We start from the raw sequence: 19,502 nt of genomic DNA, 5'->3' as shown, positions 1-19,502 counted from the left end.
GTGTTGGTCAAGTCAGCGGTGAAACGGGAAATTTTCCCGCGTCCGATACCGATTCTTGGCTGACAGGCCCTTGCCAACAATTAACCGCAGGGGTGATTTATCTCATCACTTGGTAGCACTACCCGCCCTGCCCGGCGGCGTCTCAGAAGCTGAAACGCGCGCCTACGGTCAGGTTGCGCCCGGGCAACAAGACTTCATCCTTGATGAAAGAGGTGTGCTGCCTGCCCTCCTCGTTGAGCAGATTGTTGCCACGCAGGTACAGCAGGTAATCGCTTTCACCCAGCAGCCCGCGCCAACCCAGCCCGGCACTGAGCAGCGTGTAGCTATCGGTGGCGGTTTCGTACTCGGCGGTATCGTCCTGGCGCAGAATGCGGCTGGTTTCAACAAAGCCGCGCAGCGCCTGGCTAAGCCGTTGATCCACGCGCACGCCAATGCGGTCGGCCGGAATACGCGGCAGATCACCGCCCGACTCCAGCTTGCCGCGCACATGGTCGCCGAACAGGCTGAGACCGGTGTTGGCAGTCGCCTGCCAGGCCACCCGCCCTTCCATGCCGTGCAGTACCGCATCGGCCTGGGTGTAGGCGACCTCACGGTAACCAGCGCCAGGCGAATGACCAGTATCGGCAGCGTAGATAAAGTCATCTACCTGGTTACGGTACACGCTCAGATCAAAGGTGACCGGACCGGCTGTGCGGCGCAGCCCCAGCTCCAGGTTCAATGAGGTTTCTTCATCAAGATCCGGGTCGCCCAACTCAATGGTGCGCGTAGCTGCATGCGGGCCGTTGGCGTACAGCTCCTCGGCGACCGGCAGGCGCTGCGAACGTGACAGGGAGCCATAGAGCGCCAGGTTTGGCTGCCACTGCCAACTGGCGCCAAAGGATACCGAGCTGCCGCGATGATTGGCGTCATCGCCACCCTGTTTGAGCTCAATGTCTTGCCATTCCTGACGCAGGCCAACCTCGTAACGCCAGTTGCCGGTCTCGTAGCTTTCCAGCAGGAAGAGCGCGCGATTATGCGTCAGCGATGGCGGCACATAGGCCTCCTCGCCCACGGCGGCAAAATCCCGACGCGTCAGCTGGCTGCCCACCACGCCACGCCAGCCGGCAACCGGGTTGTGGGTCAGCTCGACGCGCGCATCGGTGCCGCGGTTGGTAAAGCGGGTGCCCACTTCGACGCCTTCCATTTCGCGGTGCTCGTAGTCAGTGTCAGCTACGCGCAGACGAATGCGTTCAAAGCCGCTGAACGGATCGCTGTAGTCCGCGCGCAGATCCCAGCGGCGCTGCCGCATATCGATATAGGCATCGCCTTCGGCGTGCTCATGTTCATGGTCGTCGTGATCATCGGCGTCATCGTGGTCATGGTCTTCCTCCACGCAGTGCCAGTCGGCGACGCCGTGGGTGTGGCAGTCGGCATGCTCATGCGCCAGCAGGCCGTACTCACGATCCTGTTGGCTGTAGGCCAGACCGAGATAACCACGCTCGGTAATCCAGCTGAGGCCCATGCCCGCGCTGTCGGTGTCGTTGTAGGCCCCGGCCTGCCGCGAGGGGTGGCCGGGTATGCGGTAGGGGTCGGCAGCGCTGCGGCTGCCCTCAAAACGGGCGGCAAACTGGCCGCTACCCAGGGTCACACCCAGTGCGCCGGCACGCTCATCGGCCACGCTGTTGCCGCGCAGGTCCAACTCGACTTCATAGCCATTCTCAGGTACGTAGGTCGGCACCCGGCGGTCGATCAGGTTGACCACGCCCCCAATGGCGCCACCGCCGTAGAGCAGGGTAGATGGCCCCTTGAGCACTTCAACGCGCTCCAGCAGCGCGGTGTCTGCGGTGATGGCGTGATCCGGGCTGATGGCCGAGGCATCCAGCACATCCGCGCCGTCGCTCAAGACGCGCACCCGCGCGCCATCCAGCCCACGAATCACCGGCCGGCTGGCGCCCGGTCCAAAGCCGCTGGCGCGCACGCCCGGCAAGGACTCCAGGCTATCGCCGAGCGCGGTTTCGCGCTGCCCCACCCAGCCATCGCCCTGCAGCACAGCGCTGGGCTGGATCATGTCTTCCGCGCTTTGCGCCAGCGCGCTGGCACTGACTGTCATCGACGGCAGCGCTTGCACCTTCTCCTGGGCAAGCAGGCTGCTGAGTGCGCCGAAGGTCGCCATGGTCAGTGCGACGGCCAGTGGTGTCTTGCGATACGTCATATCTGCTCCCTTGATTTTTGGTTGGCAACGGCACTCTTGCGGTGCCGCGGCAGCAGATATTATTTGTTATAACATAACAAATAAACCTCAAAAGCTGTTTCATTTTGTATTCGCCGTTTGCCCCGAGCACTGCCCAGGGCATCCACCGGCGATTTACTGATACAGCTCGGGGCGCAGATAACGCAAACCATAGCGGGAATAGAGCTGCTCCATGCGGCCATCCAGAATCATGCTTTCGGCCACATCAGCCAGCGCATAGGCCAGCTGACGGTTGGAATCGTGCACGGCCATGCCCAGCTCCCACACCTGCTTGCCGATGCTGGGGTAGGCATTTTCGGTCAGCCGCATGCCCGCCTGGGGGTGCTGGGCCAGCAGCCAGTCGATTTCGGCCTGGGTGCCCATCACCGCGTTCACCTCGCCAGTCAGCATGGCATCAAAGGCCAGGCCCAGGGTGCGGTAGTGGTGCGTGGAAGCGGCCAGCTGCCCGCGCATCACCGAGCCCAGATAGAACGAAGGCACCGAATCTTCCTCTACCCCCACCGGGTAATACTGGAATATCGCGATACTGGGCACCGAGTCGATCTTGCGCGGGTCGTAGGCTGCCTGCCAACGTTCACGCTGATAGGGCCCAAACATATGCACCAACTCGTGTGCCGGCAGCCCCAACTCGTCCCGCTTGTTGCTGAACTCGCTATCGTAGGGTACCCGCAGCATCACATCGGCCACCTGGCCGGGGCGCAGGTAGTGCCCCTTCCACAGATGATTGCGCAGGTCGCCGTCGATGGTTTCGTCTGCCAGCATCCACTGGATCTCCAGCCGGGTGCCCAGCTCGCTTGCCAGCGTCTGCGCCAGCTCTACATCGACCCCTCGCGGCTCGTCGTCCTGCATGAAACTGTAGGGCGGAAAGTCCTGATACAAGGCCACCCGCAGCACGCCAGAGGCAACTACCTCATCGTAATCACGGATATGCGTAATGTTGAACGCCTGCGCCGGCAGCGCCAGCAGCAAGCAGGCCAGCAACAGGCAGCGGCGCAGCATGGGCTTACTCCTCTACCGCGATGCTTTCCAGCCAGGTACGGATTGACCAGAGCGCTTCCTGGCTGAGGAAGTCCGCCATCTTCGGCATGTACACCCGGCCATCACGAACGGCGCCGTTGATCACCCGCTCCTTGAACCACTCATCGCCGTAATCGCCGACTTCCAGATAGCGCAGGTCCGGGGTGATGCCACCGGAAATACCTTCCAGACCATGGCAGGCCGCACAGTTCTGGTTATAGGCCGAGGCGCCGACCTTGATCGCCAGTTCATGCTGCGGATGGCCCTCGCGGTAGGGATTGGTATCTCGCCACTCCTCGCCCAGGGCTTCCAGGCCCTTGGTGTCTACCGATTGCGGAGTAACATTGCCGTGGGCCAGCACCTGTCCGGCAACCAGCGCCAGCGTGCAGGCGGTCATTTTCAGTGTGTTCTTGTAATGGGTCATACTGCGTACCTCTTGGCCGTGTCGCTAACGGAAAAGCGTTGCTGTCGATGGCCATGGTAGGAAGCCGCCGCAGTCGACCCAATGCTGCTTTGGTGGCCCGGGGGTAGTTCGTTGGTAGTAGGTGACGCCCGCATGCGTCGCCATAACCCTCACCCCAGAGCGTTTTGCGCTGAGGCAATAGCATCCTTGTTGGCCTTTGGATGTAATCCGCCGCCCCCAAAGGCGCAGTCTTCTTCGCCCCCTACCAAGCGCCAATGGCACGGGAATTTATCCCCCCGTGACCGGGCGTTTTTCCGTATCGCTCCTGTTGCAGCATGCCCACCATGAGCCGTGGATCAGCCCCGCTGAGCCTTCCAACGATCAACAGGAACCCTGCCATGAAAACAACAAGACACCCCGTGCTGACGCCCGTCAGCCAGGCCATCAAAGGCATTGTTATTGCCGCCGGACTGGGCCTCGCCGCTGCGCCGGTAGCGGCCGTACCGGTAAGCTGGGACGACATTGCCAACGACCACCTGAGCACCAATAACGTACTGATGTACGGTATGGGCACCAACGCCCAGCGCTACAGCCCGCTGCAACAGGTCAACAGTGAGAACGTGTTCAAGCTGACGCCGGCCTGGTCCTATTCCTTCGGCGATGAGAAGCAGCGCGGCCAGGAATCCCAGGCCATCGTGCACGACGGCGTGATTTACGTGACCGGCTCCTATTCACGGTTGTTCGCCCTGGATGCCAAGACCGGCCGCCGGTTGTGGAGCTACTCGCACCGCCTGCCAGACGACATTCGCCCCTGCTGCGATGTTGTCAATCGCGGCGCCGCCATCTACGGCGACAACGTCTTTTTCGGCACCCTGGACGCCGGCATAGTGGCGCTCAACAAGGACACCGGCAAAGTGGTTTGGCGCAAGAAATTTGCCGACCACAAAGCCGGTTACACCATGACCGGCGCACCGACCATCGTGCACGATCAGGTCACCGGCAAGGCGCTGCTGATTCATGGCTCCTCGGGTGACGAGTTCGGCGTGGTCGGCAAGCTATTTGCCCGCGACCCGGAAACCGGTGAAGAAGTCTGGATGCGCCCGTTCGTCGAAGGTCACATGGGCCGTCTCAACGGGCAAGACAGCACACCGACCGGCGACATCAAGGCGCCGTCCTGGCCGGATGACCCAGATTCACCTACCGGCAAGGTCGAGGCCTGGAGTCAGGGCGGCGGCGCGCCTTGGCAGAGCGCCAGTTTCGATGCTGCCACCAACACCATCATCATCGGAGCCGGCAACCCGGCGCCCTGGAATGGCTGGGCGCGCACGCCCAAGGACGGCCAACCGGCTGATTACGACAGCCTGTACACCTCGGGTCAGGTTGGCGTGGATGCCAGTACCGGCGAGGTGAAATGGTTCTACCAACACACACCCAACGACACCTGGGACTTCTCCGGCAACAACGAGTTGGTGCTGTTTGACTATGAGAAAAACGGCAAGCAGGTCCCTGCCACCGCGCACGCAGACCGCAACGGCTTTTTCTATGTAGTGGATCGCGACAACGGAAAGCTGATGAATGCCTTTCCCTTCGTCGACAACATCACCTGGGCCAGCCACATCGACCTGGAAACCGGGCGGCCGGTCGAGAACCCCGGGCAGCGTCCGCCGCGTCTGAAGCCGGGTGAAGAACGCAGCGAGGCCGTTGAGGTTTCGCCGCCGTTCCTCGGCGGCAAGAACTGGAACCCCATGGCTTACAGCCAGGATACTGGCCTGTTCTACGTACCCGCGAACCACTGGAAAGAGGATTACTGGACCGAAGAGGTCAGTTACAACAAGGGTTCCGCCTACCTGGGCATGGGCTTTCGCATCAAGCGCATGTTTGACGATCACGTGGGCGTGCTGCGCGCCATGGACCCGCAAACCGGCAAGATCGCCTGGGAGCACAAAGAACCGCTGCCGCTCTGGGCGGGCGTACTCGCCACTGGCGGCAATCTGGTGTTCACTGGCACAGGCGACGGTTTTTTCAAGGCCTTTGATGCCAGGACTGGCGAGCAATTGTGGCAGTTCCAGACCGGCACCGGTGTGATCTCGCCACCCATTACCTGGGAACAGGACGGCGAGCAGTACATTGGCGTTACTACCGGCTACGGTGGCGCCGTACCGCTCTGGGGCGGCGACATGGCCGAGCTGACCAAACCCGTCGCGCAAGGCGGCTCCTTCTGGGTATTCAAGCTACCCGAATGGGCCAACGACTAACCGCCACCGGCCCCACCCGCGAGCCGGGTGGAGCTCTGGAGAGCAACATGACACCTGTACAGAAACTGCTCCTGGCCTGCGCCCTGAGCGCCGCTGGCATGCAGGCGGCAGCGCAAAGTGCTGACATTGCCGCCGAGGACATCCAGACCCTGAACGGCTGTGCGCTGATCCCCGGTACCCGTTGCCCGGGCGTGGATCTGCGCAACGCCGACCTACGCCACCTGGACCTGCGCAAAGCAGATCTAACCGGCGCGGATCTGCGCGGTGCCGACCTGCGTCACAGCCAACTGGATCAAGCCAAGCTGGATCGGGCACAACTGGCCGACGCCAATTTCAACCGCGCCAGCCTGCAGCAGACCGCCATGCGCGGTGCCAATGCCGAAGGCGCCAGCTTGCTCGGCATTGCCGGCTGGAACCTCACCGCACAGGGCGCCAACTTCAACCGCGCCGACTTTACCGGCGCCAACCTGGAGTTTGCCAAGCTCAGCGGCGCCAGCCTGCAGCGCAGCGTGTTGCACGCCGCCAATCTGGAGATGGCCTGGCTACCCAAGGCCAATCTGGCCGGCGCCGACTTGCGGGATGCCAACCTGCAGGAAGCCAAGCTCAACCATGCCAACCTGAGCGACGCCGACCTCAGCGGCGCGCGGTTGCATTACGGCAATTTCTTGAACGTCACCATGCAAGGCTGCACCGCCTGCCCAACAGACTGGGAATAGCTAGCGTTGCCCAGGTTGCGGGCTCGGCAGGTCACCAAAAGGCACCTATTCAGCACCACAGCATGAGCAACATGAGGACCAAAAAGCCGCATGAGCAAAAGAGGGACCAAATCACAGAAACACAAAAGGCTTGCCGATTAACACCGTGCAAGCCTTTGTTTTTACTGGCGCGCGAGCCCGGATTCGAACCGGGGACCTACCGCTTAGGAGGCGGTTGCTCTATCCAGCTGAGCTACAAGCGCGTAAGAAAGTGCCGAGCTGGCAGCGCCAACCCGTTGAATTCAATGAGATGACGCGCATGTTAACTGAATTTGAGCAGCCTTGACCACTACGCAAAAAAGCATGGCAAAACGCCATTCGTCGTAAATCCGTCACAAAACGAAGACATTTTTTTGTCGCATACTGGCATACTGCTAAAAAACAGGTTTAACTAAGGCAACTAAACGGGAATATGTTGTCTATAACTACTATTATTCAACCGCGTCCCGTGCCTGCCGCACGCAGTTCAGAGCATTTCGTAGCCTGGCAGGTATCGATTCACTTCATACAAGCGATTACTGTTGCCCTATGAAAACTGCTACCCAACAACACTACACCAGCCGCACCGCAGATAAGTTTGTGGTACGTCTGCCGCAGGGCATGCGCGACCGCATTGCCGACGTCGCGAAGCAGCATCACCGCAGCATGAACTCCGAAATCATTGCACGTCTGGAGCACAGCCTGCTCGACCTGCCGATTTTGCCCGAGCAGACGCAGCCCTCCCGCCAGGCACTGAATGATCAGCAGCTCGACGGCCTGTCTTCGCCAGAGCAGGAATTGCTGGTGCGCTTCCGTGAAATGAGCCGCCGACAGCAAAACGCACTGCTGGCGTTGCTGGCTAACGAGCAGCAGTAAGCTTCACACTCGTTTTTTCCGGCCCCGATTACACCGGAAATTGGCCAATAAAAAACCCGCTCACTGAGCGGGTTTTTTGTGCCTTGACGTCAACCTAGCCAACAAAGTTGAGCAGGATACCGGCCGCTACCGCCGAGCCGATCACACCCGCGAGGTTTGGCCCCATCGCGTGCATCAGCAGGAAGTTGTGCGGGTTGGTTTCCAGACCAATCTTGTTCGATACCCGGGCCGCCATAGGCACCGCAGACACGCCGGCTGAACCAATGAGCGGATTGATCGGCGTTTTGCTGAACAGGTTCAACAGCTTCGCCATCAATACGCCTGCCGCCGTACCGGCACAGAAAGCCAGCATGCCCAGCACCAGAATGCCCAGTGTCTTCAGCTGCAGGAAGGACTCTGCAGACAGCTTGGAGCCAACCGCCAGGCCCAGACCGATAGTCACGATGTTGATCAGCGCGTTGCGGGTAGTATCGGCCAGGCGTTCTACCACACCGGATTCGCGCATCAGATTACCGAAGCACAGCATACCCACCAATGGGGCCGCGTCAGGCAGCAGCAGCGCAACCAGCATCAGCAGCAACAGGGGGAAGATAATCTTCTCGGCCTTGCTGACAACACGCAGTTGGGTCATGACGATGCCACGCTCTTTTTTCGAGGTCAGCGCACGCATGATTGGCGGTTGCAGCAGTGGTACCAGCGCCATGTAGGAATAGGCTGCTACGGCAATGGGACCTAGCAGATCTGGCGCCAACTTGGAGGTCACAAAGATCGAGGTGGGGCCATCCGCGCCGCCGATAATGGCGATGGAGGCCGCCTCCTTCATGGTGAACTCAAAGCCCGGGATACCGGCCGACGTCAGCGCCAGGGCGCCAAGCAGCGTGCCGAAAATACCAAACTGCGCAGCCGCACCCAGCAGCAGCGTGCGGGGGTTGGCCAGCATGGGGCCAAAGTCGGTCATCGCACCCACGCCCATGAAGATCAGCAGCGGGAACACACTGGTAGGCAAACCTACTTCGTAGATCAGGTGCAGAATACCGCTGCCCTGCGCCATATTGGCCACCGGCAGGTTGGCCAGAATACCGCCGAAGCCGATGGGGATCAGCAGCAGCGGCTCAAAGCCCTTGCGGATGGCCAGATAGATCAGACCAAAGCACACCACGATCATCACCGCCTGTCCCCAAGCCATGTGATAGATACCCGTGGTTTGCCACAGTTGGAGGAGCTTATCCATTGACTTCCCCTTAACCGATGGTCAGCAAGGTATCGCCGACCGCTACTGCGTCGCCAACCTTGATGTCGATGGAGACGACAGTACCGCCGCGAACAGCGCGCACTTCGGTTTCCATTTTCATGGCTTCGAGGATCATCACAACTTCACCTTCGTCAACCTGATCACCCACATTGACCAGCACCTTGAAGATGTTGCCGGACAGCGGTGCGCCCTGTGCATCACCCTCGCCTACCGGCGCTGCGGCTGCTGCAGGCGCTGCGCCGCTGTCACCGATTGGCTTGATGCCGGAAATGTCGCCACCGTCGGTCACCTGAACCACATACTCCTTGCCATTGACGCTGACGGTGTAGGCTTCAGGGCCTGCACCCTTGGCCGCAGCAGGCAGCTCGTTACCTGTTGGGGCTGGCTCGAAGGCGTCCGGATTGCCGCGATTTTCCAGGAATTTGAGGCCAATCTGCGGAAACAGTGCATAGGTCAGCACGTCGTCTATTTCATTGTCGGCGAGCTTGATGCCTTTCTCACTGGCCAGGCCTTTCAGCTCGGCAGTCAGTTTGTCCATCTCGGCTTCCAGCAGGTCTGCCGGGCGGCAGCTGATCGCTTCAGCGCCGTCCAGCACACGGGCCTGCAGCTCGGCATTGAAAGGAGCCGGCGCCGCGCCGTATTCACCCTTGAGAATGCCCGCGGTTTCCTTGGTGATCGACTTGTAGCGCTCACCGGTCAGCACGTTGATGACCGCCTGAGTCCCTACGATCTGGGAGGTTGGGGTAACCAGCGGAATGAAGCCCAGATCCTCGCGCACGCGCGGAATTTCAGCCAGAACATCGTCAAACTTGTCACTGGCGCCCTGCTCTTTCAGCTGGCTCTCCATGTTGGTCAGCATGCCGCCGGGCACCTGAGCAACCAGAATGCGTGAATCAACCCCTTTGAGGTTGCCTTCGAACTTGGCGTATTTCTTCCGTACTTCACGGAAGTAGGCTGCCACTTCTTCGAGCAACTCCAGATTCAACCCGGTGTCGCGCTCACTGCCCTGGAAGATGGCGACCACTGACTCGGTTGGCGAGTGCCCGTAGGTCATCGACATGGACGAAATGGCGGTGTCGACGTTATCAATACCGGCTTCGGCCGCCTTCATGTTCGCGGCGGTCGACAGGCCTGCAGTAGCGTGGCACTGCATGTGTACAGGGATGCTCAGGGTGCTCTTGAGCTGGGTGACCAGATCGAACGCCACATAGGGGTTCAAAATGCCGGCCATATCCTTGATCGCAATGGAGTCGGCGCCCATGTCTTCGATCTGCTTGGCCAAGTCCACCCACATCTGCAGCGTGTGTACCGGACTGGTAGTGTAGGAAATGGTGCCCTGAGCGTGCTTGCCCTGCGCCTTGACGGCCTTGAGTGCGGTCTCAAGGTTGCGCGGGTCGTTCATCGCGTCAAATACGCGGAATACGTCTACGCCATTGACGGCAGCACGTTCGACAAACTTCTCTACCACGTCGTCGGCGTAATGGCGGTAGCCGAGTAGATTCTGGCCGCGCAGCAGCATTTGCTGGCGCGTGTTCGGCATCGCCTGCTTCAGCGCGCGGATGCGCTCCCATGGGTCTTCGCCAAGATAACGAATGCAGGCATCAAAGGTCGCCCCGCCCCAGGATTCAACAGACCAGAAACCAACCTGATCGAGCTTGCCGGCAATCGGCAGCATATCGTCAAGTCGCATACGGGTAGCCAGAATGGATTGATGCGCATCGCGCAGGATCACATCGGTAATGCCCAGGGGCTTTTTGCTATCGGTCATAGTGGTATGGCCTTTATATTTTTTTAATGGTGAAAACCGCGAAAGGGGTGTCAGGAACTGCGACGCGCACGATGCTGCTTGAGCGCAGCGCCGATGGCGGCGACAACATCCGGGTCAACACTGGCAGGGGCTGCACTGGGCTTACGTGCTGTCTTTTTCGGCGCGGGCAGCGCCTCAGGAAAATAACGCGACAAGATGAAGGACATCGCACTGGTACAGGCGACCAGCAGAATCAGAAACCCGAAAACGGATCCCATCCCAAGGAACATCAGTTCCACTCCTTCGGCAACCATGTTGGTCGGTTCCATTTTATCTCCTGCAGCTCTGGGCATGGGTTGAGGCCATGCTGCTTATAGTTAGTTGAAAAGCGTCAGTGGGCGCTGGCGTCAATTGACGGCCATCGGGCAGCCTTCCCACACGGAAAAACGGCTCAATGTATCCTGATGTGACATTTTTGGCAATCAAGGCGACACCGCCCGTGCGGACCGTCACAACCTCACAGGAGAAAGATAGTCGCCAGCCCAAGAAAGATGAAGAAGCCGCCGCTATCGGTGATCGCCGTGATCAATACGCTGGAGCCTAGCGCGGGATCGCCACCCAGACGCAGCCGAATCAAAGGGATGAATACCCCCATACAGGCGGCGAGCAACATATTCAGGGTCATGGCCGACATCAGCACTATCGCCAGTGGTGCGCTGCCATAGAGCGCATAGGCAATACCCGCAAGCACCACCCCCCAGAACACGCCATTGATCAGCGCAACACTCGCCTCCTTGCGCAGCAGCCGCTTGCCATGGGCCACCTGAACCTGGCCGGTAGCCACCCCGCGCACAATCATGGTGATGGTCTGGTTGCCGGAGTTGCCGCCGATACCCGCCACAATGGGCATCAGCGCCGCCAGCGCCACCAGTTGCTCGATGGCATTCTCGAACAGACCGATCACCCGCGATGCAATCAACGCGGTGCACAGATTCACCGCTAGCCAAGCCCAGCGGTTGCGTACCGACTTCCAGACCGAGGCAAAGATGTCTTCCTCTTCGCGCAGACCCGCTGCGTTGAGCACCTCTGCTTCGCTTTCCTCGCGGATGTAATCAACCATCTCGTCGATAGTCAGACGGCCGCAGAGGCGCCCCAGCGTATCCACCACCGGTGCCGAGACCAGGTCGTAACGCTCGAAGGCCTGCGCAGCCTCACCGGCATCGTCAGCCGGGTCGAATACCACCGGGTCGTCTGCCATGACATCAATGACCATGTCATCCGGCGAACCGACCAGTAGCTTCTTGATCGGCAACACCCCTTTCAGCAGACCTTCAGTGTCTACCACGAAGAGTTTGTCGGTGTGATCGGGCAATGCATCGAAGCGCCGCAGGTAGCGGCTGACCACTTCCAGGCTGACATCATCACGGATGGTGATCATGTCGAAGTCCATCAGCGCACCGACCTGATCCTCGTCATATGAGAGCGCCGATTTCAGGCGGTCACGCTGCTGCGCGTCCAGGGTATCCATCAACTCGCGCACAACATCGCGCGGCAAGTCCGGCGCCAGGTCAGCCAGCTCATCGGCGTCCAGACTATTGGCCGCCGCGATGATTTCGTGGCTGTCCATGTCGGCGATCAGCGTTTCACGCACCGCGTCAGAGACTTCGAGGAGGATTTCGCCGTCGCGCTCGACCTTGACCAATTGCCACACGGCAAGGCGCTCGCCGAGCGGTAGCGATTCAAGAATATAGGCGACGTCGGCGGGATGCAGTTCGTCCAGCTTGCGCTGCAGCTTGACCAGATTCTGCTGATGCACCAGATGCTCCACCAGCTCCTGGTGCTGCCCTTCCTGCTTGTGTACCAAGCCTTCGACCAGGCGCTGACGACTCAACAGCTCCTGCACTTGCTCAAGGCGATCCTGCAGGCTTTCGGGAGACTTTCGATTGAGGTCCGGCATGGCAGCATTCCTGGCAGCCCCGCGGCGCGGGATTCAGCACAAGCGGATCACGCAGATCGCGCCAATGGGGTTGCGCTCCAGCCTAGCAGGCTTTGCCAGCGCACTCAGCTGTACTTTTGTGACAGCAAAAAAAAACCCACTGAAATCAGTGGGTTTTTCTGTTTGGTGCACTCGGGAGGATTCGAACCTCCGACCGCTCGGTTCGTAGCCGAGTACTCTATCCAGCTGAGCTACGAGTGCATTGTGGGTGCGAATTATAGGCTGTTTTTTTAACCTGTCAAACATTTTTTTCTTTAAATTTCAGAAACTAACGCTTGACAACCCATAAGCCACAAAGTGGCGGAGAGGGCGGGATTCGAACCCGCGATACCCTTTTGAGGTATACTCCCTTAGCAGGGGAGCGCCTTCGGCCACTCGGCCACCTCTCCGTAACACGCGCAGAATATTAACTGCGCGCTTTGCGTAATGCAAGGAAAAACCCAATAAAATTAGTTATTTGGTTCTTCGTCTTTTTCTTTCTGAATCCGTTGGTAAATCTCTTCACGGTGCACGGCCACTTCTTTCGGGGCGTTCACGCCGATTCGTACCTGGTTGCCCTTGACACCCAGAACGGTCACGGTCACTTCATCACCTACCATCAGGGTTTCACCAACCCGTCGAGTGAGTATCAGCATTCCTTTTCTCCTTGCTCATGATCAGGACACAACAGTCTGCAAAAAAACCGGCTTGCTGCCTCCGGCCCTGAAGGGTCACAGGCGGACACGGCAGCCAGAGACCGTGCCCTTGCACGCAGACCGTTACCGGCCTGCGAGAATCAGGTAAACCTCAAGCCTCTTGCGCGGCTTCCGCGTCGAGGCCAAAGGCAGTGTGCAACGAGCGCACTGCCAGCTCCAGATACTTCTCGTCGATCACCACCGATACCTTGATTTCAGAGGTAGAGATCATCTGGATATTGATACTGTCCTTGGCCAAGGCCTCGAACATGCTGCTGGCCACACCAGCGTGAGAGCGCATACCCACACCGACGATGGATACCTTGGCAATCTTGTCATCGGCAGCCACTTCGCGGGCACCAATACTGGTGGCCGTTTCCTTCAGGATAGTCTCTGCCTTGCGGAAGTCATTGCGATGCACGGTGAATGTGAAATCGGTGGTGTTATCCTGCGATACGTTCTGCACGATCATATCGACTTCAATGTTTGCCGCGCTAATCGGCCCCAGAATCTTGAAAGCCACACCGGGGGTGTCCGGCACGCCACGAATGGTGAGTTTGGCTTCATCACGGTTGAATGCAATGCCGGAGATGACGGGTTGTTCCATCGACACATTTTCCTCAAGGGTAATAAGGGTACCAGGGCCTTCTTTGAAGCTGTGCAGCACCCGCAGGGGGACGTTGTACTTGCCGGCGAACTCGACCGAGCGGATCTGCAGCACCTTGGAGCCCAGGCTGGCCATTTCCAACATTTCTTCGAAGGTAATCTTGTCCAGACGGCGAGCACTCTCAACAACCCGCGGATCAGTGGTGTAGACGCCATCCACATCAGTATAAATCTGACATTCATCTGCCTTCAGCGCTGCAGCCAGTGCCACGCCGGTGGTGTCCGAGCCACCGCGACCCAGGGTTGTGATGGCGCCGTTTTCATCCACACCCTGAAAGCCCGCCACAATAACCACGCGACCTGCAGCCAACTCGGCGCGCAAGCGATCGTCATCAATCTGCTGTATGCGCGCCTTGCCATGGGAGCTGTCGGTAACAATGCGCACCTGCGACCCGGTAAAGGAGACCGCTGGCACACCAGCCGCTTTCAGCGCCATGGCCAGCAGGCCAATGGTGACCTGCTCACCGGTCGACACGATGACATCCATCTCGCGCGCATCCGGCTCGGGTTGAATCTGCTTGGCCAGATCAATCAGACGGTTGGTCTCGCCACTCATGGCCGATACCACCACCACCAGATCATGCCCGTTGGATTTGAAGCCCTTGATTTTCTCGGCGACCTGCATGATGCGTTCAACGCTGCCAACCGAGGTACCACCAAACTTCTGGACAATAAGCGCCATTTTGCTACGTCTATCCTCACCCGGAGATCGGCTAGCCGACCATTGCCTGGCACCCGGTTAAGGTGCCTCCATAATCATCTGCAGTAACAGCAGACCTTATTGCTGGCCAACCCAGTTGACCGCATCCTTCAGCGCCTGATCCAGCGCCGCGATGTCGGTACCACCGCCCTGCGCCATATCAGGCCGACCGCCGCCCTTGCCGCCAACCGCCTGGGCGGTGGTACGGATCCAGTCGCCAGCCTTGACCTGACCTGACAGATCCTTGGTCACGCCCGCCACCAATACAACCTTACCGTCGGCCTCACCACCCAGCAGAATAGCGGCTGAGCCCAACTTGTTCTTCAACTGGTCGACCAGTGCCATCAGGCCCTTGCCGTCCATGCCGTCAACGCGCTTGACCAATACGGTACGCTCGCCGACCTGCTGTGCTTCTGCGGCCATATCGCTACCAGCTGCGCTGGCTGCCTTGGCCTTGAGCTGTTCGACGTCTTTCTCCAGCTGACGGGTACGTTCTACCAGTGCCGACAGCTTGTCGATCAACGTGTCGCGGCCACCCTTCACCAGTTGGGCTGCTTCGCGCAAACGCTCTTCAGTCTGGGCTACAAAGGCCAGTGCGCCCTGACCGGTTACGGCTTCGATCCGCCGCACACCGGAAGCGATGCCGCTTTCAGCGAGAATCTTGAACAGCCCAATGTCGCCGGTGCGCTGCACATGGGTCCCGCCGCAAAGCTCAACAGAGAAACCGCCGCCCATGGTCAGTACGCGAACTTCGTCGCCGTACTTTTCACCAAACAGCGCCATCGCGCCCTTTTCCTTGGCGGTCTCGATATCTGTGACTTCAATATCGACGGCAGAGTTCTGCCGGATTTGCTCATTGACCAGATTTTCCAGCTCACGCAGCTGCTCGGGCTTGATTGCTTCGTAGTGGCTGAAGTCAAAGCGCAGGCGCTGACTGTCGACCAAGGAGCCTTTTTGCTGCACGTGATCACCCAGCACCTGGCGCAAAGCCGCGTGCAACAGGTGGGTGGCGGAGTGGTTCAGTGCCGTCGCTTGGCGAACGCTATCGTCGACTCGCGCCTGTACGGTCGCGCCGCTAGTGAGAACCCCCTGCAACACCTTGCCGTGATGCAGGTGCGCATTGCCGGCTTTGGTGGTATCGCTGACTTCAAAGCGCGTGCCATCGAATTCAAGGTACCCGGTATCGCCCACCTGGCCGCCCGACTCAGCATAAAACGGCGTCTGATCCAGCACGACAACACCGCTCTCGCCTTCTTTCAATTGTTCAACCGCCTGGCCGTCGCAGTACAACCCGACCACGCTGCCCTGCCCTTGCGTGCCAGCGTAGCCCTGGAAGCGGGTCTCGGCGTCGACCTTGACCAAGCTGTTGTAATCCAGACCGAACTGGCTGGCCGAGCGGGCGCGCTCGCGTTGTGCGTCCATTGCGGCTTCAAACCCGGCCTCGTCGATGGTCAGCTCACGCTCACGGGCGATGTCGCCAGTCAAATCTACCGGGAAGCCGTAGGTGTCATACAGCTTGAACACCACCTCACCAGGGATCTCGCTGCCCTGCAGCTCTGCCAGATCCTGCTCAAGAATTTTCAGCCCCTGATCCAGGGTTTTGGCAAACTGCTCTTCTTCGGTTTTCAGCACACGCTCGATATGCGCCTGCTGGGTCTTCAGCTCGGGGAAGGCTGCGCCCATCTCGGCAACCAGTGCCGCTACGATCTGATGGAAGAACACACCCTTGGCGCCCAGCTTGTTACCGTGCCGACAGGCGCGGCGAATGATGCGACGCAGCACGTAGCCGCGCCCTTCATTCGACGGCAGCACACCATCGGCAATCAGGAAGCTGCAGGACCGAATATGGTCAGCCACCACTTTCAAGGAAGCGGCGTTGTCCTGGGCACAGCCGATCGCCTTGGCCGAAGCCTCAAGCAGGCTCTGGAACAGGTCGATTTCATAGTTGGAATGCACATGCTGCAACACCGCACTGATGCGCTCCAAGCCCATACCGGTATCCACGCTGGGCGCCGGCAACGGATGCATCACGCCATCGGCGGTGCGGTTGAACTGCATGAAGACGTTGTTCCAGATTTCGATGTAACGGTCGCCGTCTTCTTCCGGGCTGCCCGGCGGGCCACCCCAGATGTCGGCGCCGTGATCAAAGAAAATCTCGGTACAGGGGCCGCACGGTCCGGTGTCGCCCATGGCCCAGAAGTTGTCTGATGCATAAGGCGCGCCCTTGTTGTCACCAATGCGCACCATACGTTCGGCCGGCACGCCGACTTCCTTGGTCCAGATATCGTAAGCTTCATCGTCACTGGCATACACGGTGACCCACAGCTTTTCCTGTGGCAGGCCAAGCCATTGGCTGGAAGTCAGAAACTCCCAGGCGTAATGAATGGCATCACGCTTGAAATAGTCACCAAAGCTGAAGTTGCCGAGCATCTCGAAGAAGGTGTGGTGACGCGCGGTATAGCCCACGTTTTCCAGGTCGTTGTGCTTGCCACCGGCCCGCACGCACTTCTGGCTGCTGGTAGCGCGGGTGTAGGCACGCTTCTCCAGACCCAGAAAGCAGTCCTTGAACTGGTTCATGCCCGCATTGGTGAACAGCAGAGTCGGATCGTTCGCCGGAATCAGCGAACTGGAGGCAACGCGGCTGTGTCCCTTTTCTTCAAAGAAACGGAGGAAGGCTTCACGGATTTCTGCGCTTTTCATAAGTCCCTTACCACAAACTGGTCGGCCTGCTGCAGATCGGAGGGTGCTTCGCGGTCTGCGCCGCGTGAGAGGGTGATTACCCGGAGAGCTGCTGAAGCTAGGCAAAGAGCGGCATTATATAGGCATCAGCCCACAGGATGCATTATCTGTACGGTTGATATTCTCTATGTTCACCATAGACGATCAGCGCGCGACGGTAGCCGCCAGCTCAACCCTGCAGCGCAACCGCCCGCACCGGTGTGCCGGCACGCAGCTTCAATAGCTCGGCAGAGGCCGCCGACACGACCAGCGTGCCTGCCGCAACGCGTGCTTGCGCCGCGATCATGCGGCTATTGTCGCGCAGCCGGTTATAGATCAGATGGGGAACCGCCTCATCGCCAGGTGTGCCCACGGCCAGCAGCAGGGTGCGGCTGTCGCGAATCGCGCGCACTTGGCTGCGCTGCGCCTCCAGCGTCGCGCCGCCATCGAAGATATCCACGTAACCCTGATAGCACATGCCTTCTTCTTCCAGTACCGCACGCCCGGCCTCGGAGTCAGGGTGTACCTGGCCGATGGCGGCACGTGCATCATCACTGAGAAAACAGGCATAGAGCGGAAACTTGGGCATCATTTCGGCGATGAACGCCTTGTTGCCGATCCCGGTAAGGTAATCGGCACGGGCGAAATCCATGCGGAAAAAGTGCTGTCCCAGACTGTCCCAGAACGGCGAGCGCCCGGCACTATCGGAGACGCCGCGCATTTCGACAATCACCCGTGCGGAAAAGTCCTGAGGGCAATCAGCCATGAACATGAAGCGCGCTTTGGACAACAACCGCGGGCTGTCGCCTTGTCGATACGCCGGATCGAGAAAATAGGAGCAGAGCGCGGTCGCGCCGGTCATGTCATTAACCAGAAACAGCGTCGGCTGCTGGCGGTAGACCCCGAGCTCGCGGCTCGCTGCCACCGTCAGCCCCATCCGGTAGCTGTACCAGGGTTCACGCATACCGGCGGCACCGAGCATGCCGCTGGTCCCGACAACCTGACCCTCGGCGGTTTCCAGCACAAAAAGATAGTCGGCGTCGGCCTGCGGCGCCTCGCCACGAAAGCTCTGCTCGACACGCTGCAGGCGCTCAACCAAGCGGTCTTCGCTGGCTGGCAGCGTGGTCAGCCCTGAGCCAGCGCTGGCCGCCAACGCCAGCAGCGCATCCAGATCTTGCATTCCCGCAGCGCGCACCAGCATCCTAATCCCCCCTGACCAAACGCAGCTGATCGCCTTCGGCTACACACAAGTGGGCCGCTGACTCAGCATCCAGCACCAGTGGCTGACCCGGCTGCCAGTCGAGCTGCAGCGCGCAAGCGCGGAACTCGCAGACGCGGGTGTTGGCCACCAGCCACAGCTCGCCACCGGGTGCGACCTGACCGATCTGTACCTGCGCCAGCGCGCTGTTGCGCACGCTATTGAGCAGCGCGGTCTTGGCGTGCACCACCGGGCCGCCATCAAAGATATCGACGTAGTTGTCGGTCTCGAATCCTTCGTTCATCAGGATATCGAACACATCCTGCACCGACGGATTGACCTGACCGATCACCTCCTGCGCTTCATCCGAGAGCATCGGCACGTAGATCGGATAACCCGGCATCAACTCCGCCAGAAAGCTGCGCCCACGCTCGCTGCCAATGCGCTCAGCTTCGGAGTAACTGACTGCGAAGAAGTGGCGCCCAACCGCGTCCCAGAACGGCGCATTGCCTTCACCATCGCTAACGCCGACTACTTCTACCGAAGTGGACTCAGCGAAACGCTGCGGGTGGCTGGCCATAAACAGCAGTCGACCACGCGCCGTCAGCTGCATAGCCGCCGGGTCGGTCTGGCTTGCGGCCAAGTGAAAACCGGCAAGCAGGCTGTGACCGGTCAGGTCATGACAGAGCGACAGCACGTGGATGCGGTTGTGCAAGCCCAGTTCGCGCGAGGCATGCACAAACATCTCATTGCGGAACGTGTAAAACGGCGTACGAAACCCCGAGGCCGCAACGATACCGCTGCAGCCAACCAGCTCGCCGCTGAGGGTGTCTTCCAGCACGAAGAAGTAGCGCTCTTCACCGCTGAAAGTTACCTCTTCGGCCATCGACGCCTGGGAAGCGGAGAGAATCTCCTCAAGACGCTCACGGTTGGCCGGCAATGAGGTGACGCCGACCGGGCTGGCAGTCGCCAGTCGTTCGATCTGCGGCAAATCGCTGCGTTTGGCCAATCGCAAGATCAACATCGCGTACTCTCC

The 19,502-nt window shown here is 59.8% G+C and carries 15 protein-coding genes and 3 tRNA genes; 3 read left to right on the top strand and 15 right to left on the bottom strand.

Annotated elements, in window-relative coordinates; genetic code table 11:
* Window positions 1-142: 142 nt before the first annotated feature.
* The 3 genes from BLU26_RS18180 to pedF all read right to left on the bottom strand — a co-directional run bounded on the left by BLU26_RS18180 (window position 143) and on the right by pedF (window position 3,644).
* Entirely contained in the window at window positions 143-2,191 is a 2,049-nt protein-coding gene (locus BLU26_RS18180; protein WP_092288240.1) for a TonB-dependent receptor, read from the bottom strand.
* A gap of 153 nt (window positions 2,192-2,344) precedes the next feature.
* Window positions 2,345-3,229 (bottom strand): substrate-binding periplasmic protein, encoded by an 885-nt coding sequence (locus BLU26_RS18175; RefSeq protein WP_092288239.1) that lies wholly within the window; start codon window positions 3,227-3,229, stop codon window positions 2,345-2,347.
* A gap of 4 nt (window positions 3,230-3,233) precedes the next feature.
* Window positions 3,234-3,644, bottom strand: coding sequence for a cytochrome c-550 PedF (gene pedF, locus BLU26_RS18170; protein ID WP_231702091.1), 411 nt, complete (start codon window positions 3,642-3,644; stop codon window positions 3,234-3,236).
* A 404-nt stretch (window positions 3,645-4,048) separates the two neighbouring features.
* Here pedF and exaA point away from each other — a divergent pair, with 404 nt between their 5' ends.
* Together exaA and BLU26_RS18160 are read left to right on the top strand one after the other, a co-directional pair.
* Complete coding sequence (exaA, locus tag BLU26_RS18165) at window positions 4,049-5,905, top strand: quinoprotein ethanol dehydrogenase (RefSeq protein WP_092288237.1); 1,857 nt, start codon at window positions 4,049-4,051, stop codon at window positions 5,903-5,905.
* 47 nt (window positions 5,906-5,952) lie between these two features.
* A complete protein-coding gene (locus BLU26_RS18160; protein ID WP_092288236.1) occupies window positions 5,953-6,621 on the top strand; it encodes a pentapeptide repeat-containing protein in 669 nt (222 codons plus the stop codon).
* Between the two features lie 165 nt (window positions 6,622-6,786).
* Here the strand turns inward: BLU26_RS18160 and BLU26_RS18155 are convergent.
* Window positions 6,787-6,863 (bottom strand) — tRNA-Arg (locus BLU26_RS18155).
* A 325-nt stretch (window positions 6,864-7,188) separates the two neighbouring features.
* On the opposite strand from BLU26_RS18155, the gene BLU26_RS18150 reads away from it, so the two are divergent.
* A complete protein-coding gene (locus BLU26_RS18150) occupies window positions 7,189-7,515 on the top strand; it encodes an Arc family DNA-binding protein (protein WP_092288235.1) in 327 nt (108 codons plus the stop codon).
* Between the two features lie 94 nt (window positions 7,516-7,609).
* On the opposite strand, the gene BLU26_RS18145 is transcribed toward BLU26_RS18150, so the two are convergent.
* The 11 genes from BLU26_RS18145 to BLU26_RS18095 form a co-directional block, all read right to left on the bottom strand.
* Entirely contained in the window at window positions 7,610-8,746 is a 1,137-nt protein-coding gene (locus BLU26_RS18145; protein ID WP_092288234.1) for a sodium ion-translocating decarboxylase subunit beta, read from the bottom strand.
* 10 nt (window positions 8,747-8,756) lie between these two features.
* Complete coding sequence (gene oadA, locus BLU26_RS18140) at window positions 8,757-10,535, bottom strand: sodium-extruding oxaloacetate decarboxylase subunit alpha (RefSeq protein WP_092288233.1); 1,779 nt, start codon at window positions 10,533-10,535, stop codon at window positions 8,757-8,759.
* Between the two features lie 50 nt (window positions 10,536-10,585).
* A complete protein-coding gene (locus BLU26_RS18135) occupies window positions 10,586-10,843 on the bottom strand; it encodes an OadG family protein (RefSeq protein ID WP_092288232.1) in 258 nt (85 codons plus the stop codon).
* Between the two features lie 188 nt (window positions 10,844-11,031).
* The gene (gene mgtE, locus BLU26_RS18130) at window positions 11,032-12,471 is read right to left on the bottom strand and encodes a magnesium transporter (protein ID WP_092288231.1); all 1,440 of its coding nucleotides are present in this window, start codon (window positions 12,469-12,471) and stop codon (window positions 11,032-11,034) included.
* Between the two features lie 163 nt (window positions 12,472-12,634).
* Window positions 12,635-12,711 (bottom strand) — tRNA-Arg (locus tag BLU26_RS18125).
* A 97-nt stretch (window positions 12,712-12,808) separates the two neighbouring features.
* Window positions 12,809-12,899 (bottom strand) — tRNA-Ser (locus BLU26_RS18120).
* A gap of 60 nt (window positions 12,900-12,959) precedes the next feature.
* A complete protein-coding gene (csrA, locus tag BLU26_RS18115) occupies window positions 12,960-13,145 on the bottom strand; it encodes a carbon storage regulator CsrA (protein ID WP_083724804.1) in 186 nt (61 codons plus the stop codon).
* A gap of 151 nt (window positions 13,146-13,296) precedes the next feature.
* Window positions 13,297-14,532: an aspartate kinase gene (locus BLU26_RS18110; RefSeq protein ID WP_092288230.1), complete on the bottom strand. Its 1,236-nt coding sequence runs from the start codon at window positions 14,530-14,532 to the stop codon at window positions 13,297-13,299.
* Window positions 14,533-14,628: 96 nt separating this feature from the next.
* Complete coding sequence (gene alaS, locus BLU26_RS18105) at window positions 14,629-17,250, bottom strand: alanine--tRNA ligase (protein ID WP_092288229.1); 2,622 nt, start codon at window positions 17,248-17,250, stop codon at window positions 14,629-14,631.
* A 208-nt stretch (window positions 17,251-17,458) separates the two neighbouring features.
* Entirely contained in the window at window positions 17,459-18,469 is a 1,011-nt protein-coding gene (gene astA, locus BLU26_RS18100; protein ID WP_092288228.1) for an arginine N-succinyltransferase, read from the bottom strand.
* A 1-nt stretch (window position 18,470) separates the two neighbouring features.
* Entirely contained in the window at window positions 18,471-19,490 is a 1,020-nt protein-coding gene (locus tag BLU26_RS18095; protein WP_092288227.1) for an arginine N-succinyltransferase, read from the bottom strand.
* Window positions 19,491-19,502: the final 12 nt, after the last annotated feature.

The sequence above is a fragment of the Halopseudomonas sabulinigri genome (genome assembly GCF_900105255.1).
GTDB lineage: Bacteria > Pseudomonadota > Gammaproteobacteria > Pseudomonadales > Pseudomonadaceae > Halopseudomonas > Halopseudomonas sabulinigri.
Note: the sequence above shows the minus strand (reverse complement) of the source record. Positions and strands in the feature narration are given on the sequence as shown.